Below are 15,500 nucleotides of genomic sequence, written 5' to 3'. Positions count from 1 at the left end.
AGGCGCCAGATGGCCCTACCCCGTTAGGTGGGAGTTGCTGGCGGCACCGCGAGGGCATGAAGGCGGCCTTTCGAGCAGCCTCAATTCAATTCAGAGCGAGAACCCGGAGGCAAAAGCTCTCCGGGTTCTACACATAGTCGTCTTGACTCAGCCCAACTCTAGTTCCGTTTCAGCTGCGGTGCGTTCCAGACGTGGTGTCGGTGCCCGGCTTGGTCTGGGCGCTGATGGCGGTGGTGCCCGAAGTCGCATTCGTGCCTTGCGTCTGAGCACTCTGGGTCTGATTGCCCTGGGGCTGATCACGCTGGTGGCCCTGACCCGTTGGCGCCTGCACGCGCAGCTGGTTGTGAATATCCTTCACGCCGCGCAGGCCGTCCAGACAGTCCTCGGCAATCCGCTTTTGCATGCGGTCAGACACCGTGCCCGTGAGGGTCACCTCACCGTCTTTGACCTGCACCTCAATCTCACTGGCGTCCAGTCCGTGATGGTCTTCAAGAGCGTCATTCACGGCTTCCCTGATGCGGTCGTCGCTGCGGGTGTAGCCTTTGGGGCCACGGCCACGGTAGCTCTGCTGGCCTCCAGACCCACCACTCATGCCTGCGCCGCCATAATCGGCGCCCTGCCCCCACAGCTGACCACTGCTGCGGTCATTGCCCAGGCGGTCGCTGCCCATCTGGCCCTGATCGTTACTCCAGCCGCCCCGGCCCTGCTGACCTAAGCCTCCGTCACGGCCGCTGTAGGCCATGCCGGACTGATAACTGTCACGGCCACCCATGAAGCCCTGATCCTGACGGTAGAGGTCCTGGCGAGACGGGTCACGCCCGTACTGGAGGTAGCCGCCGCTGGTCTGCCCCATGTCGCTGGCGCCGCGCCAGTTGCCCTGAGAACCGTACTGCCCAAACTGGCCGCCACTCTGCTGGCCGTACAGGTCGCCCGAGCGGGCCATACCGTACTGCCCCTGCTGGCCGTAGCCCTGTGCGCCTTGGCCCTGGCCGCCGTAACCGCTCTGCGCGCCGTACTCGCCCTGGCTGCCGTAGCGGTCATGGCCGGAGCCAAAGCGGTCATCCTGACCACGGTCCATGTACCCCTGTGTGCCCTGGTCGCGGTAACCCTGCGCCCCGCTGCTCAGGCGGCCCTCGTAGGCGCGCCCCGACTGGTCGGCGTAGGTGTCCTGGCGGGAACGCTCCGAGCGGAAGTTGTCGCCAGAGTCTTGTTGGTCCCGGCCTCCATCTGCCCGGTACATCGGCTGACGGTCGTCACGGCGGTCATCAAAACGGTCATCACGGAAACGGGTCATAGCTCTCCTCCGGTGGGGAAGAAACGCAGCAGTCCAGGTCCCCCGTGGGGGATTCCATCTGGCGGACCGGGCGGCCGCTGGCTTACGTTGACATCTCCGATGATGACCACCAGTTCAGAGCGCCAGATGACACCTCACTAAAAGGCCGGGCCGCCGACCTTCATTGAGCTTTGGACAAGGCAGAGATTGGAGCTACTCCCTGCGGAGCAGCTTTGAGAGCGGTCCTTCACTGCAAGGATGACCGGAACGCACAACCATCAAGGCCACGTCGCCTGCGGCCTGAGCCCAGAGCCTGGCCAGCCAGGCCACTTGCTCCGGCGCCGCCGAGGGGCTGACCCCTCTGAACGTCGCTGGAGTTTGCTTTAAGGAGCCGCAGTCTCCTGCTCTGGTTGGGCACAGGTGTCCCGGTACACGAACTGGTCCAGGCGCTTGCGGTGACGGCTGCTCCAGTCAATGCTGGGGCGCGCTTGCTCCTGGGGCAGGTAGCCCAGGCGGTAGACTGCCATCAGCTCCAGGTCGTCCGGCACGCGCAGCAGCTCGCCTAGCGCCTGCCAGTGGCGCGGGATCTCCATAGGGGTGCTGACAAACTGAATCCCCATGCCCAGTTCGCCCACCGCATTCCAGACATTTTCCACCGCGGCCCCCAGGCCAAACACCGAGTAAAACCCACTCAGTTCGCCGGGGCGGTACTCGCCGCGGTCCAGCAGGGCGGCCAGCAGCAGCGGACTTCCGGCCACCAGTTTGCGGTTGTCCTCGCCCAGCTTTTTGGGCACGCCCAGCTGCCGCATCAGCTTCAGACCCGCGTCGCTGAAAACCTGACGGGTAAAGGGCCGCAGAGGCCCGGGCAGGTGGTCAATATGAATGCCGTCGCGCCGCGTCTGCATCTCGACCTCGGAAAAGCGGAAGTAGCGGCGGTAGCGCTCGAAGAACACCCCGGCCTCGATCAGTTCGGTCATGCTCTGGCCCGCCAGCGCCGCTACCTGGGCGATGGTTTGGGGGTCCTCAATCAGCACAAAGCGCCAGGGCTGACTGTTGAAGTGGCTGGGTGCAGCCTGCGCCACGCGCATCAGCAGGTGCTGGTGGTCGTGGCTCACCGGGTCCGGCCGAAAGGGGCCGTTGGTGGTGCGCCGGGCCAGCATGCCGTCTATCAGGTTCATGCGGGTCAGGCTAGCAGCCACTTCCCTACTCTACCGGCCAGCCAAAACCCATTGCTCTCATCCAAGCATACAGATGCTATCTGTATAATATACAGATGGGAAAGACCACCAAGGCCCGCCTGAACCTGACGATTGACCCCGACCTGTACCGGGAAGCCCGGCGTGTGTTCACCGCGATGGAAATGAATATGAGCGCCTTCGTGGAAATCCAGCTGGCCCGCTTTTTGCAGACCACCCAGCCGCTGATGCCGCTGCTCGATCAGGCAGAGAGAGGCGAGCGGGACCTGGCCGAAGCCAAGGCGGCCATGCGCATCTGGTTTGCCCACAGCATCGGTCAGCCGCTGACAGAGGCCTACGGGGTGGCCGGTGAGGAGGTCCTGAGTCCAGTGCGGCCACTAAAGACCAAGGCAGCCCTTCAGGATGAGGCCGCAAACGATGGCTGAGGCCGTTGGGGAGGCATCTTTTCTTTTCGACCGCTGCCAGACATCACGCCTGACAAGCTGACCCTGCCTGGAACTGATCTGGATGCGCAGCAACGTGGGCCAAGCGGCAGCCCGATGCCGAGGAAGCCAACTAATACTTGCTCGGACGGTTAACATAGAAAAGACCCGTCTAGCCCCACGCCCCCCAGACGCCCACAGCAAACGCGGCGGCACAGGCCAGCGCCCGCTGCCAGTGGTCGGCGCGCCCTGGCCGGGTGCGCGGCATGGTCAGCAGCAGGGCCAGCGCCGGCAGCAAGGCCCAGCCAAAGGCCCCAGAGAGGACCGCCAGCGTCCCACTCAGAGCCGTGCCCACGCACACCGCAAAAAACAGCGCGTGGTGCAGCCAGCGCGCCCGGCCCAGACGGTGACCCCGTTGCAGCTGTACCCCGAGGGCCAGCAGCGCCAGCAGCAGCGCGCCGGTCAGCAGCAGGGCCAGGTGGTGGGGCGACATGACAGGCATGGTGGCACGTCAGGGGGCCGCAGTTGTCTCCGCCTGCCGCAACACCCCTTCAATGAATTCCCCTTTGCGCGCGGTGTACTCGGTGCGCGCCTCTGGGTGCGCCCTGGCCAGCGCCTGCTTGAGGTCGGCGTAGGCGCCCCGCAGCTCCGGATCGGCCCGCAGGGCGCTCCGGAAGACCAGATACGCCCGCCAGTGCAGGTGCGTGATGGGCAGAAGGTGCAGATAGTGGGTGCGCGCGTCGTCTGGCCCCAGGGCGTAGAAGGCTTCCCCCTGGCCGGCTGGGTCGCCCCGGAAGGTGGAGCCCAACCGGGTCAGAGAGCCTCGGCACTGCGGCATCTGGCCTGCCCTAGCAACGGCCACCGCGAGGTCCAGCACCGGCTTGGCGACCATACCCGGCACACTGGTTCTGCCCACATACTTAGTCTCCAGCGCCAGAGGGCCCAGGGCCTGCGCCACCCGCTCCCGCTCGGCCGCAAACAGTGTTGGGTATGCCGGTGAGGAGGGCCGTAATTGCACCAAGCCGCGCCTAAGCCCCAGGGTCATGGCTCCAGGGTAGGCCATGACAGATGCCCTCAGGGCGCCGCTGTACCTTGAATGCCATGCGCCCCGCCTCTGCCCGCCTGACCTGCGCCCTGGCCGCGCTGCTAAGCCTCAGCGCCTGTCGCCCGGACACGGCCGGCGGCCGCGACCTGGTGTCGCGCACATTGTTTACCGCCACCGGGGCTTACGACGCCCAGGCCGACCAGCGTGAACGGATTCCGGCGGGTCAGCGGCGCACCACCTGGACCGAGCGGCCCCCGCTGGATGCGGAACAGGTGGTGGTGATTTACGACAGCGACGCCCGCCCCTTGAGCTGGATGCTGGAGATTCGCGCGCCCCGGTTTACCGCGCAGGCGCTGGCCGGTGAGGACGCCGTGCATGTCCAGACCCCCAGCGGTGAGGCGCTGCGCCCAGCCGCGACCTCTCGCCTGGCCGACGCCCTCATTCTTCCGGCCAAGGAGGGAATGCGCGTCCTGACCCGCGGCTACGTCACCCAGAACGAGCCCGCGCTGCTGCCGGCCTTTCAGCGGCGATAAAAGAAGTGGGCCAGGCAGGTAAAGCCCCCTGGCTTATCAGCGCACCACGTTCCGGCCCGCGCGTTTGGCGTGATACAGGGCGCTGTCGGCGCGGCTGAACAGCTCGTCTATCGAGTCGTGCGCTCCGCGCATGGCCGCCACGCCAAAGCTGGCGGTGATATGCAGCCCAGCCACTGCCTCGGCGCTGACCTCACTGCGCAGCCGCTCGGCGACCTTCATGGCGTCGGTTCTGGCCACGCCCGGCAGCAGGACAATAAATTCCTCGCCGCCCCAGCGGCCCACCAAGCCGCCTGACCCGCTGACGCTGCGGCGCAGGCGTTTGGCCGTGGCGCGCAGCACATCGTCGCCTGTGGCGTGGCCATGATCGTCATTGACCCGCTTGAAGTGGTCTATATCGGTCATGATGATACTCAGGGGCGTGCGGGCCTGCGCGGCGTGCTGGGCGGCGCGCTCCAGTTCTTCCTCGATGGCGCCCCGGCCCAGGACCTCAGTGACGGCGTCCATCCGCGCGGCGCGCAGCCGCTCGTTGTCTTCCCGGTGACGCACCAGGTTGTTCTCGATAAACGAAACCAGCACAAAGCCGATCAGTCCCGTGGAGGCCATGACGATACTGGCGGTCACCCAGTCCACCAGATTGGGCGCCGCAATCGGGCCGTTGACCACCACACTGACCAGCATGACCGTAATGGCCATGCCGTTGAGCCAGGTGCCGTAGCGAGAGCCGAACACCACGTACGACACCAGCACGTTCATCATCAGCCACAGGGTCAGGTGCATGGGCATCTCGCCCCAGGCCACGGCGCGCGGAATCTCGACCAGCGCCACCAGCAGGTAACCCAGTGAAGTCACCATGTAGATGCGCCGCAGGTAAGCCGTGAACAGCAGCACGCCCACCAGGGTGGCCAGCGCCAGCAGCGCCGCCCAGTATTTGGGCACGTCGAACGCCGCTGGAAAGGCGCCGGGCGGGTCAATGACCGCCGTCAGCAGCGCGTAGGCCATGTACGCCAGGCTGACGGTCGTGACGGCAAAAAGCCGGCTGCGGTGCAGGCGCCGGGGCAGTGAATCCGCCGTCACGCGCCCACGCCAGGCCACACCGGCCGCGCACCGTCTGCCTGAGGCTGTTGCTCTTCTCTGCCCATCACGCTCCGAGTGGTGTCCTGCTCCGCGCCCTGCCCAATCCTCAATGTCTGTGCCCTGCATAGTAGTGCATCTGGCCAGCCGCCAGAACCGCCCATCCCCCTGCCCCTGATGGGGGCGGCCAGACACAAGACCGCCGCGCCCGGCACACAGGCCCGGCGCGGCGGCAGACAATGGGAGCCTTAGGCGAGCAGTTCGCCGTCTTTGAAGAACAGGGCCAGTTCGCGCGCGGCGCTGTCACTGCTGTCGCTGCCGTGGGTCACGTTCTCGCCGGTGGTGGTGGCAAAGTCGGCGCGAATGGTGCCGGGCGCGGCGTTGGCGGGGTTGGTGGCACCCATCATGGCGCGCCAGCCGGCGATGGCATTCTCGCCTTCCAGGGCGATGGCGACCACGGGGCCACCCGTGATGAAATCCACCAGTTCCCCGAAGAAGGGGCGCTCCTTGTGTTCGCCGTAGTGGGCCTCGGCGGTTTCGCGGGCGATGGTCATCTGCTTGAGGCCCACGATGCGGTAGCCCTTGTGCTGAAGGCGCTTCAGGATCTCGGGGGTCAGGCCACGGCGCACGCCGTCGGGCTTAATCATGGCAAAAGTTCGTTCCATAGCACCGCGCAGCATAGCAAACGCCCGCGCCCCTTCTTTCCCCCAGACGCCCCCGCTGGCCGTGACCGGAAGCGTGCCGGCACCCGGTACACTAAGAAAGTGACGCACGATTCTCCTTCTCACCCGTCCGGCGTGGCGGCCCGCATTGCCCTGGTCGCCTGCACGGCCGCCATTCTGGGGCTGCTGCTGACCCCACTGGCCACGCTGGGCCGGGGCTTTAACGCCGACGCCATCCTGCTTCATCTGAGCGGCTCGGTCCTGAACCTGACGGGAAACCAGCAGGCCCCTTTGCCCCCCACCGGCACCGTCCTTCCCCTGGCCTGGGCCACACTGATCCTGCTGGCCGCCACCCTGTTCGGCGCGTGGCGCCGCGCCCGCTGGTTCTGGATCACCGCGCTGCTCAGCGTGGTGACTGTCGTGGCGGCGGTGGTCACGCTGGGCGGCGCCCTGGACAACGAAACCGCGCGCGTCCTGAACGACACCGCCCTGCGCGCCGGGGCCAAGCGGCAGCTGCGCAACTTCTACGCCAGCGGCGGCATGAACCTGGGGCTGTTTCTGCCGGCCCTGGCCGGCCTGATTGCGGCGGGCGCCGGCCTGAGCGCCCAGCGCTGGTGGTGGGAAGCCTTTAACCGCCTGCGCAGCCTGCTGGTGCCCCTGACCGCCATTGGCCTGGCCATCGTGGTGGGCGCCCTGGTGGTGCTGGGGGTGCAGCCGGCGGTCAACATCAGCGGCGCGCCCCTGAGCCTGTGGGGCGGCTGGCTGGCCAAGAGCGACCTGATCTACTTCGTGTACTCCTCGCTGTTTGCACCCGTGACCTCCCTCAATCCCCTGCTGGACAGCTTGAAGCTGGCCACCCCGCTCATCTTCACGGGCCTCTCGGTGGCCTTTGCCTTCCGCACTGGCCTCTTTAACATCGGCGCGCCGGGGCAGCTGACGATGGGCGCCATCGCCGCCATGCTGGTGGGCGTCTACGGTCCGGCCGAGCTGGGCTTTTTCCTGCTGGCCCTGAGCGTGCTGGCCGCCGCCGCCGGCGGGGCGCTGTGGGGGGCCATTCCAGGCCTGCTCAAGGCGCGCTTCGGCTCCAGCGAAGTCATCAACACCATCATGCTGAATTACATCGCCTCAGCGATTTTCATCTTCATGATCGGCAACGATTCCTTTCCGTTCCTGGGCAAGACCTACTCGCTGCCCTTCAAGGCCGAGGGCTCCAATCCCGAAAGCGAACTAATTCAGTCGCAGGCCCAGCTGCGCCCTCTGCTGGAGGTGCTGAATGTGGGCCAGAACGGCACGGTGGCCCTAAGCATTGGGCTGCTGGTCGCGCTGGCCGCCTTTGTGGGCGCGCGCCTGGCCTTGCGGCGCAACAAGAACCGCAGCCTGATTGCGGCCGGCGCCGCGCTGCTGCTGGGAGCCGTGACCTGGCGCATCGGCATTCCGGTGAACATCGTGGGCAGTCAGCTCAACGGCGCCTTCCTGATCGCACTGGTGTGTGTGGCCCTGTTCGGCACCCTGATGTGGCGCACCTCGGCGGGCTACGCCCTGCGCGCGGTGGGCCTGTCGCCCAAAGCGGCCGAATACGGCGGCATCAGCGTGGCCCGCAACACCATCCTGGCCATGACGATTGCCGGCATGTTTGCCGGTCTGGCGGGCACCCACTACGTCAACGGTGGGGCGCTGGACCAGTACCGTCTGCGCGGCAACATGCCCGTCAACGTGGGCTTTGACGGCATTGCCGTGGCGCTGATGGGCCAGAGCACCCCGGCCGGCGTGGTCGCGGCCAGCGTGCTGTTCGGCACCATCGACACCGGCGGCGTGAATGTCACCACCAAGCTGGAAAAGGTCAACAGCGACATCGTGACTGTCCTCAAGGCCCTGATCGTGCTGTTTATTGCGGCGGGCGGCTTCCTGAGTCGCCGGGTGACCGACCCACCCCCGCCGGCCCTGGTGGCCGCCGCCGAGACGGGCACGGCACCCGCTGCCGCCGCCCTTTCTCCCTCGGCCGCTCACTTAGAGCGCGGCACCCCGCTGCCCAACGTAGGGCAGGCCAGCGAAGACAACACGCGTGAAGGGGGCAAGTAATGGACGGCCTGTTCGCACAGCTTCTGACGACGGCCTTTCTGGCCACTTTTATCCGCAGCGTGGTCCCGCTGCTGCTGACGGCCCTGGGCGGCCTGTTCAGCGAGCGCGCCGGCGTGGTCAACATCGCTCTGGAAGGTCTGATTATCTTCGGCGCCCTGGCGGCGGCCGTCACCACGCAGTTGTTAGAAGGCAGTGTGGGCGCCGCCGCGCCGTGGCTGGGCTGGGTGGCTGGCCTCCTGACCGGCGGCCTGATTGCCTGGATTCACGCCGTCCTGAGCATCCGCTACCGCGCCGACCAGGTCATCAGCGGCACGGCCATTAACCTGCTGGCGACGGGCGTGCCCGCCGTGCTGCTCACCGCGCTGTACGGCGTGTCCAACGAGAGTCCCAAAGTTGCCAGCGCCCTGCCGCTCTGGGGCTTTGGCGAGCTGCGTTTCTCGCCCCCTGTGTACTTCGCCTTCCTGGCAGTCGCGCTGACATGGTACGTCGTCTACCGCACGCCTTACGGCCTGCGCCTGCGCGCCACGGGTGAGCAGCCAGGCGCCGCCGCCAGCATGGGCGTCAACGTGGCCCGCATGCGCTACAGCGCCGTCATTCTTTCGGGGATGCTGGCAGGCACGGCCGGCGCCTTCCTTAGCATCGGCAACCTAGATTCGTATGTGCGCAACATCAGCGCGGGGGCGGGCTTCATCGCCCTGGCCGCCCTGATTTTCGGGCAGTGGAAACCGCTTGGCGTGTTGGCCGCCACCCTCCTGTTCGGCTTCTTGCAGGCGCTGTCTATCGCGCTGGGCGGCACCGACCTGCTCCCCCCTACGCTGGTCAGCGCCCTGCCCTACCTGATTACGATTCTGGCCCTCATCTTTACAGGCCGCAGCCGCGCGCCCAAGGCGCTGGGCCGCCCCTACGACGGCTAAGATTCACCCCTACGCCTGAGCCCCCGCCTCCACAGGGCGGGGGGTCGTGCTTTACCGGCCCGACGCAGAATCGGGCACAGACACGCCCTGCGCGCAGCGTGTAGGGTAGGCGCATGGGGTTTGGCAGCGCACTGAAACAGGCCAGAGAGGCCCAGGGCCGCACCGTGCAGGAGCTGGCGCTGGCCACCAAGATTCGCGGCGATTACCTGCGCGCTCTGGAAGACGGCCAGTTTCACCTGCTGCCCGAGCGGCCCTTCGTGCGCTCCTACCTGCAACGCTACGCCCGCGAGCTGGTTCTGGATGCTGCCCCACTGCTGGCCGACTTTGACCGGCAGGCCCCGGCCATCAACCGGCCGGAGCGGCCCCCCGTGCTGGCCCAGCGCCGCCCGTCCCCCGTGAGGCGCTGGGCGCTGATCGGGCTGGCCGGGGCGGCGCTGCTGGCCGGCGGGGTGACCGCCTATCTGGCCTTGCGGCCGGCCCCCACGGTGACCGTCACGGCGCCCCCTCAACCCGCCGTTCAAACCTCCGTTCTGGTGCGCCTCACGGTCAGCAGTGTGCCCAGCGGAGCGCGTGTCTACCTGGACAACCGCGACCTGGGACCCACCCCTGTGCGCTCCTTCCCGGTGCAGGCGCGCGAGCGGGCGCAGCTCCGGGTCGAGTACACCGGCCGCGCCCCCCTCAAAGAGGCGGTGACGCTCACCCGCAGCCGCAACCTGCGGGCCACCCTGGCCCCAGGCAACGCCGGCCGCAGCACGCTGACTGATCTGAGCGTCCCGAAACCTCAGGCCACCGCTCAGGCGGCTCCCCCTGCTGCAGAGGCTGGCGCGTCGTCCAAGCCGGCCCCCACCGCCGCCGTGACCGTGACCTTTTCCGGCGCGTCATGGACCCGCGTGACCGACGCGCAGGGGCGCGTAGTGTTTGAGGGCATTCCGGCGGCCGGCACGGTCAAGGGCTTTGCCTCTGGCGTGACCATTCGCACCGGAAATGCGGCGGCGGTGCAGGTAAGTGTGGCAGGCGCCAAAGCAGCCCCGATGGGACAGACCGGACAGGTCGTGACCCGCAGGTTCTGAGAGTGGGCATCAGAGCCGTGGAGGGGACCGCTGTACTCAACGGCTCTGGGGTAAACGAAGGGGTGACCGCAGGAGGCAGCAGAGCCAATCCTCAGGGGCGTTGGGGACGGAGAGAGTCTGTGCGACCAGACAGCACCTATCGTGAAATAGCCGGTGACGCTGTCCTCCTACCAATGCAATGGAAGACTGACATAGGCACGAAAATCAGCGCGGCCGATGAAGCAGGTGACTCATCAAGATCACCCTAATGCTGGCGGCCTCAGACTCAGCCGGCTTCAGGGCCTCAGCTGCCGTACAGTGAACACACTGTGACCCGGCGCCCCCCTCCCCTGACCTCCTCGCCGCCTCTCAACGCCTTTCAGTACGCCTGGCGCAACCCCTGGGTCCGGCTGGTGGTGTTTGGGATGGCCCTCTACCTGCTCTACCGATTTGCAGGTCAGGTCCGCAGCATCCTGGTGGACTTCGCAGTGGCCTTTTTAATCGCCTACCTGGCCAATCCGCTGCTCAACTGGCTGGAAAGAGGCCGGGTCAAGCGGGGCCTGGGCGTCTTTTTTGTGATTCTTATCTTTGTGGCTCTGCTCAGTCTGGCCGGGGTGCTGCTGGCGACCATTTCGGCCCAGCTGATTACGCTGATTCAGCGCCTGCCCGAACAGATCGGGACGCTGGGCGACTCGCTGGACCGCCTGACCTCTTGGCTGACCGACCGGGGCGTACCGGGCCTGGACGATGCCCGTGAGCGGCTGATTACCGCTTCCCAAGCCTACGTGCAGAATATCGGCCAGAACATCGTGCCTATCTTGCAGCGGGCGCTGAACTCGACAGGCACGGTCCTGAACAGCCTGCTGTCCATCGGCGGCGTGGTGGGCCAGCTGCTCCTGATTCTGCTGATGAGCATCTACCTGATGCTGGACTACAGCCGCGTTAACGCCGCGCTGCTGGGCATCTTCCCGCGCCCCTGGCAGCCGCGCGTCCTGGAATTCAGTGAACTGACCGGCACGGCAGTGGGCGGCTACGTGCGCGGGCAGCTGCTGATTGCCCTGTTTATCGGCGTGTTCGTGTGGCTGGGTCTGACGCTGGTGGGCATTCCCAGCGCAGCGGCCATTGGCTTTCTGGCGGGCGTGTTTAACATCGTGCCGTACCTGGGGCCGGTCATTGGGGCCACACCAGCCATCTTGCTGGCCCTGACCATGCCCGGCGCCCTACTCAAAATTGTCTTTGTGATTGTGGTCTTCGTGGCCGCCAACCAGATTGAGGGCAATTTCCTGAGCCCATACATCCTTAGCAAGACCACCGACCTACACCCCATCACCGTCCTGGTGGCCATTCTGATCGGCGCCTCTCTGCTGGGCTTTGCCGGGGCGCTGCTGGCAGTCCCCACAGTGGCCCTGGGCAAACTGGCCCTGCACCGCTACTACTTTCCCAGCCGCATCTATACCGAAGGGCCATAGCAGGGCCAAGAGAAGAAAAGGGGCGCAGATAGCAAGCTCTGCGCCCCTTTTGGACTTCTGGCAACTGGAGTAGGCCTCTCAGCTAGGGACTACTAGACTGGCCTTCTCCTGAAGCTGAAGTGCCATCTGGATCGTGACGAAAACGCCAGAGCAGCAGTTGACTCACGCCATATCCGGAGCCACCACCCTCCACATTCGCTTGACGCCCAGTGGTGGACCTGCCACCTGCATCTGCCTTAGCTGCTGGTCAAAAAAGGCAGATCGGCCGCGCGGCTCTGCACAGACCCGGCCAGATGCACGCGGTTACGCCCAGCATGCTTGGCCTGATACAGCGCCTCGTCGGCCGCGTCCAGCAGCGTCGGCACATGCACCGGCGCACCTACCACCGCCAGGCCCACGCTGACCGTGATGGGCAGTCCGGCCAGCGGCTCACGGGTCATGCGGCTGCGCAGGCGCTCGCAGAATTCCAGGGCCGCCGCTTCGTCGGGCACCATCAGCAGACACAGAAACTCCTCGCCGCCGTAGCGCCCCACCACGCCGCCGGCCGGCTGCTGGGCACGCAGATGCACAGCCAGGGCGCGCAGCACCTCGTCGCCTCGTGGGTGGCCGTGTTCGTCGTTGACGCGCTTGAAATGGTCCACATCCACCAGCGCCGCCGCCAGCCGCGGCCCCACCATCGTCATCGGACGGGTCAGCCCGTCCAGGGCGTGCAGCAGCGCGCGGCGGTTGGGCAGGCCAGTCAGGGCGTCGGTGTGCGCTTCTTGCAGGGCCTGCCGGGTCAGGCGGCTGACCAGCGAGGTGTGACGGTTGACCACCACCTGCGCCGCCAGCACGGCCAGCACCGCCAGCACCAGTTGCACCAGGGCGCTAATCAGATACGGCTGCTCTGAAGTGGCCTCGGCGGGCCACCAAGCCAGCATGCAGAGCACCAGGCTGCACAGCAGGGCAAAGTTCAGGCGCACCGCCAATGAACCCGGAAACACCCAGGCATTCAGCAGCAGCGTCACCAGGGTCCAGGGCAAGGTGGGGGACAGCAGCGCGGCGCGGTCATGCAGCGTCGGCACCGCCAGCATATAGCCCAGACGCGAGACGATAAAGCTGTTCAGCACCGCCACCATTGCAATTTCTATCCAAAACAGGGGCAGCCGCGTCCAGCTCAGCAGACCCAGTAGGAGCAGCGCGACCATCATGACTGGCAGCAGCTGCTGATCGTAGATACACAGGTAAGGGGTCTGGGCATGCAGCCAGAGGGGCACGGCCAAAGCCAAGGCGCCGCCCGGCAAAATCAGGCGGGTAAACAGTCGGCGCTCTCTGAGAGACAGCTCTGCCGGGTCAAAGGGGCCACGCGGCAGCCGGGGCACGTGCATGGCCTCATCATACGAAGTTCAGCCCACCCTCGCGCCACTTTTCCTGGGCTGCCGTGCCACTGGGCTGACAGCGGGTCAGAGCCGCAGGTGTCTCTCCGCAACTTCGAGCTGAGGGCAAGTCATCCTGACTCATCAGAGCGCCTGTCAGTTTTGAGAGTGGTCCTCAAGCCGAGTGAGGCAACCCTTCATCACGCTGAGGCGAACAGAGCGCCTGGCCGTCACAGACCGCGACCCCACATAGACTTGAGAGATGCGCAGTTCTCCCCTTCAAACGACACCCTTCTGCCAGGCCGCACCAGAGCAACGCCAGAGGATTCAAAAGAGTCTCTCATATCAAAAAAATATGGCCCCGCCACGAGGGCAGGGCCACACGCCTTAACAGGCTTTAGACGAGTTCGATCAGGGCCATCGTCACGCCGTCGCCGCGGCGGGTGCCCACGCGCAGGATGCGGGTGTAGCCACCGGGACGGTCAGCGTACTTGGGGGCCACTTCATCCATGACTTTGCGCACCACGGCGTTGTCTTGGATGTCGCGGGCCACCAGACGGCGGGCGTGCAGGTCGCCGCCCTTGGCAGTGGTGATGAGTTTCTCAACATAGGGGCGCAGCTCTTTGGCCTTAGTCAGGGTCGTCTGAATGCGGCCCTCGCGCAGCAGCGCCGTCGCCTGGGCACGGGCCAGGGCGGTGCGGGCACTACTGTTGCGGTTGAGCTTGCGACCGGCTTTACCGTGACGCATAGGAAATCTCCTTAAAGATCCAGCAGCGGCTTAATCGCGCAGAGCGAGGCCGAACTGGGCAAGTTGCTGTTTGATTTCGTCTAGGCTGCGCTCACCAATGCCCGGCACTTTCTTCAGGTCGCGGTCACTCAGCGCGCACAGGGCGTCCACGCTGTCGATGCCTTCTTCCTTCAGAGAGTGCAGCACGCGGGTGGTCAGGCCCAGCCCTTCGAGGGTCACGCGGGGCGTGTCCAGCTCGGCGGGGTAATCACCGGGATTCAGGTTCACGCTGCTGGTCGCCGGCGGCAGGTCATACACGCTGGGCGCACTGAGCGCAGGGGTATAGACCGGCTGCTGGTACTCGGGCACAACCGGCGGCAGGGTTTCGACGTTGCCGAACACGGTCAGTTCGTCACGCAGAATCTCGACCGCTTTGTCCACCGCGTCCTGGGGCCCGGTGCTGCCATCGGTCCAGACGCGCAGAATCAGGCGGTCCAGGTCGGTCTGCTGGCCCACGCGGGTGTTTTCCACGTGGTAGGCCACGCGGCGCACCGGCGAGAACACCGCGTCCACCGGAATGGAGTTGATGCGGTCCTTGGTGGCGTGTTTGTCGGCGGGCACGTAGCCTTCGCCTTCTTCCACGCGCACTTCCATGACCAGCTTGCCGTCCTCGGCGAGGTTGGCAATCACGAGATCGGGGTTGACAATCTCGGCGTCGCTGGGCACTTCAAAGGCGCTGGCGCGCACCGCCCCTTCACCCTGCGCGCGCAGCGTCAGGGTTTTGGGACCAGAGGCGTGAAACTTCACGACCAGTTCCTTGAGGTTCAGGATGATCTGAATGACATCTTCCTTGACGCCAGGAATGGTGGAGAACTCGTGCAAGACGTCCTCGATGTACACGCTGGTGACAGCCGTACCGGGGATCGAGGACATCAGGATGCGCCGGATGGGGTTCCCGATGGTGACGCCGTAACCGCGCGTGAGCGGCTCCAGGACGAATTCGCCGTAGTCGCCGTCCACGCGGGCCTTGAGTTGAGGGCGCTTTTGATCCACTGGGGCCTCCTGATTTAGCGCGAGTAGTACTCGATGATGAAGTTCTCGTTGATGGGCAGGGCGAGGTCTTCACGCGCGGGCAGGCGGGAGAAGGTGCCCTTGAAGTTCTCGGCGTCCAGTTCCACCCAGGGGGACACGCGGCGGCGCTTTTGCGCTTCCATGTTTTCCTGAATAAAGCCGATTTTGCGGCTGACTTCCGAGACGCTGATCTCGTCGCCAATCTTGACGCGGTAGCTGGCAATGTCCACTTTCTTGCCGTTGACAAAAATGTGGCCGTGGCCCACGAACTGGCGGGCCTGACGGCGGGTGCTGGCAAAGCCCATGCGGAACACGACGTTGTCCAGGCGGCGTTCCAGCAGCTGCAGGAACACGGTGCCGGTCACGCCGGGGACGTTGCTGGCTTCCTCAAAGAGGTTGCGGAACTGCTTTTCGCCAATGCCGTAGAGGCGGGCGAGCTTCTGCTTTTCACGCAGGCGCACCGAGTAGTCGCTGGGACGGGTGCGGCCACGGCGCTGGCCGTGCTGGCCGGGCGCGTAGGGACGCTTGTCCAGGTACTTCTGGACTTTTTCAGTCTCCGCGAGGTTGATGCCTTCGCGGCGGCTCTGCTTGGTAATGGAACCACGGAAACGACCCATGTTCAAACTCTCCTTAC

General features: G+C 65.8%; 16 protein-coding genes. 6 read left to right on the top strand and 10 right to left on the bottom strand.

Annotated elements, in window-relative coordinates:
- Positions 1-169 precede the first annotated feature (169 nt).
- Together K7W42_RS10635 and K7W42_RS10630 are read right to left on the bottom strand one after the other, a co-directional pair.
- Positions 170-1,294, bottom strand: a complete 1,125-nt coding sequence (locus K7W42_RS10635) for a BON domain-containing protein (RefSeq protein WP_224574515.1) — start codon at positions 1,292-1,294, stop codon at positions 170-172.
- 362 nt (positions 1,295-1,656) lie between these two features.
- Positions 1,657-2,451, bottom strand: coding sequence for a nitroreductase family protein (locus tag K7W42_RS10630; protein WP_224574514.1), 795 nt, complete (start codon positions 2,449-2,451; stop codon positions 1,657-1,659).
- Positions 2,452-2,546: 95 nt separating this feature from the next.
- On the opposite strand from K7W42_RS10630, the gene K7W42_RS10625 reads away from it, so the two are divergent.
- Positions 2,547-2,894 (top strand): type II toxin-antitoxin system CcdA family antitoxin, encoded by a 348-nt coding sequence (locus tag K7W42_RS10625; protein WP_224574513.1) that lies wholly within the window; start codon positions 2,547-2,549, stop codon positions 2,892-2,894.
- Between the two features lie 169 nt (positions 2,895-3,063).
- Here K7W42_RS10625 and K7W42_RS10620 read toward each other — a convergent pair whose 3' ends face one another.
- Positions 3,064-3,384, bottom strand: a complete 321-nt coding sequence (locus tag K7W42_RS10620) for a hypothetical protein (protein WP_224574512.1) — start codon at positions 3,382-3,384, stop codon at positions 3,064-3,066.
- Between the two features lie 18 nt (positions 3,385-3,402).
- Positions 3,403-3,936: a GrpB family protein gene (locus tag K7W42_RS10615; protein ID WP_224574511.1), complete on the bottom strand. Its 534-nt coding sequence runs from the start codon at positions 3,934-3,936 to the stop codon at positions 3,403-3,405.
- A 56-nt stretch (positions 3,937-3,992) separates the two neighbouring features.
- On the opposite strand from K7W42_RS10615, the gene K7W42_RS10610 reads away from it, so the two are divergent.
- The gene (locus K7W42_RS10610; protein ID WP_224574510.1) at positions 3,993-4,469 is read left to right on the top strand and encodes a DUF5641 domain-containing protein; all 477 of its coding nucleotides are present in this window, start codon (positions 3,993-3,995) and stop codon (positions 4,467-4,469) included.
- A 36-nt stretch (positions 4,470-4,505) separates the two neighbouring features.
- Here K7W42_RS10610 and K7W42_RS23265 read toward each other — a convergent pair whose 3' ends face one another.
- The gene (locus K7W42_RS23265) at positions 4,506-5,543 is read right to left on the bottom strand and encodes a GGDEF domain-containing protein (protein ID WP_224574509.1); all 1,038 of its coding nucleotides are present in this window, start codon (positions 5,541-5,543) and stop codon (positions 4,506-4,508) included.
- 245 nt (positions 5,544-5,788) lie between these two features.
- Entirely contained in the window at positions 5,789-6,205 is a 417-nt protein-coding gene (gene ndk, locus K7W42_RS10600; protein WP_224574651.1) for a nucleoside-diphosphate kinase, read from the bottom strand.
- A 99-nt stretch (positions 6,206-6,304) separates the two neighbouring features.
- Between ndk and K7W42_RS10595 the strand changes: the two genes are divergently transcribed.
- The 4 genes from K7W42_RS10595 to K7W42_RS10580 all read left to right on the top strand — a co-directional run bounded on the left by K7W42_RS10595 (position 6,305) and on the right by K7W42_RS10580 (position 11,713).
- A complete protein-coding gene (locus K7W42_RS10595) occupies positions 6,305-8,281 on the top strand; it encodes an ABC transporter permease (protein ID WP_224574508.1) in 1,977 nt (658 codons plus the stop codon).
- The gene (locus tag K7W42_RS10590; protein ID WP_157458778.1) at positions 8,281-9,195 is read left to right on the top strand and encodes an ABC transporter permease; all 915 of its coding nucleotides are present in this window, start codon (positions 8,281-8,283) and stop codon (positions 9,193-9,195) included. The genes K7W42_RS10595 and K7W42_RS10590 overlap by 1 nt, the downstream gene beginning before the upstream one ends.
- A gap of 113 nt (positions 9,196-9,308) precedes the next feature.
- On the top strand, positions 9,309-10,265 hold the full coding sequence (locus tag K7W42_RS10585; RefSeq protein WP_224574507.1) for a RodZ domain-containing protein: 957 nt from the start codon (positions 9,309-9,311) through the stop codon (positions 10,263-10,265).
- A gap of 308 nt (positions 10,266-10,573) precedes the next feature.
- A complete protein-coding gene (locus K7W42_RS10580; protein ID WP_224574506.1) occupies positions 10,574-11,713 on the top strand; it encodes an AI-2E family transporter in 1,140 nt (379 codons plus the stop codon).
- A gap of 236 nt (positions 11,714-11,949) precedes the next feature.
- Here the strand turns inward: K7W42_RS10580 and K7W42_RS10575 are convergent, their stop codons facing one another.
- From K7W42_RS10575 to rpsD, 4 genes are all read right to left on the bottom strand, one after another.
- A complete protein-coding gene (locus K7W42_RS10575) occupies positions 11,950-13,080 on the bottom strand; it encodes a GGDEF domain-containing protein (protein WP_157458780.1) in 1,131 nt (376 codons plus the stop codon).
- A gap of 385 nt (positions 13,081-13,465) precedes the next feature.
- Entirely contained in the window at positions 13,466-13,816 is a 351-nt protein-coding gene (gene rplQ, locus K7W42_RS10570) for a 50S ribosomal protein L17 (protein ID WP_157458781.1), read from the bottom strand.
- A gap of 30 nt (positions 13,817-13,846) precedes the next feature.
- On the bottom strand, positions 13,847-14,848 hold the full coding sequence (locus tag K7W42_RS10565; RefSeq protein WP_224574505.1) for a DNA-directed RNA polymerase subunit alpha: 1,002 nt from the start codon (positions 14,846-14,848) through the stop codon (positions 13,847-13,849).
- Positions 14,849-14,862: 14 nt separating this feature from the next.
- Complete coding sequence (rpsD, locus tag K7W42_RS10560) at positions 14,863-15,483, bottom strand: 30S ribosomal protein S4 (protein ID WP_157458782.1); 621 nt, start codon at positions 15,481-15,483, stop codon at positions 14,863-14,865.
- Positions 15,484-15,500: the final 17 nt, after the last annotated feature.

This window comes from Deinococcus betulae (assembly GCF_020166395.1).
Lineage (GTDB): Bacteria > Deinococcota > Deinococci > Deinococcales > Deinococcaceae > Deinococcus > Deinococcus betulae.
Note: the sequence above shows the minus strand (reverse complement) of the source record. Positions and strands in the feature narration are given on the sequence as shown.

Excerpts from the sequence above, each read along its gene's own strand:
- K7W42_RS10635 (WP_224574515.1), bottom strand. The coding sequence starts at position 1,294 with ATGACCCGTTTCCGTGATGACCGTTTTGATGACCGCCGTGACGACCGT.
- K7W42_RS10630 (WP_224574514.1), bottom strand. The coding sequence starts at position 2,451 with ATGAACCTGATAGACGGCATGCTGGCCCGGCGCACCACCAACGGCCCC.
- K7W42_RS10625 (WP_224574513.1), top strand. The coding sequence starts at position 2,547 with ATGGGAAAGACCACCAAGGCCCGCCTGAACCTGACGATTGACCCCGAC.
- K7W42_RS10620 (WP_224574512.1), bottom strand. The coding sequence starts at position 3,384 with ATGTCGCCCCACCACCTGGCCCTGCTGCTGACCGGCGCGCTGCTGCTG.
- K7W42_RS10615 (WP_224574511.1), bottom strand. The coding sequence starts at position 3,936 with ATGACCCTGGGGCTTAGGCGCGGCTTGGTGCAATTACGGCCCTCCTCA.
- K7W42_RS10610 (WP_224574510.1), top strand. The coding sequence starts at position 3,993 with ATGCGCCCCGCCTCTGCCCGCCTGACCTGCGCCCTGGCCGCGCTGCTA.
- ndk (WP_224574651.1), bottom strand. The coding sequence starts at position 6,205 with ATGGAACGAACTTTTGCCATGATTAAGCCCGACGGCGTGCGCCGTGGC.
- K7W42_RS10590 (WP_157458778.1), top strand. The coding sequence starts at position 8,281 with ATGGACGGCCTGTTCGCACAGCTTCTGACGACGGCCTTTCTGGCCACT.
- K7W42_RS10585 (WP_224574507.1), top strand. The coding sequence starts at position 9,309 with ATGGGGTTTGGCAGCGCACTGAAACAGGCCAGAGAGGCCCAGGGCCGC.
- K7W42_RS10575 (WP_157458780.1), bottom strand. The coding sequence starts at position 13,080 with ATGCACGTGCCCCGGCTGCCGCGTGGCCCCTTTGACCCGGCAGAGCTG.
- rplQ (WP_157458781.1), bottom strand. The coding sequence starts at position 13,816 with ATGCGTCACGGTAAAGCCGGTCGCAAGCTCAACCGCAACAGTAGTGCC.
- rpsD (WP_157458782.1), bottom strand. The coding sequence starts at position 15,483 with ATGGGTCGTTTCCGTGGTTCCATTACCAAGCAGAGCCGCCGCGAAGGC.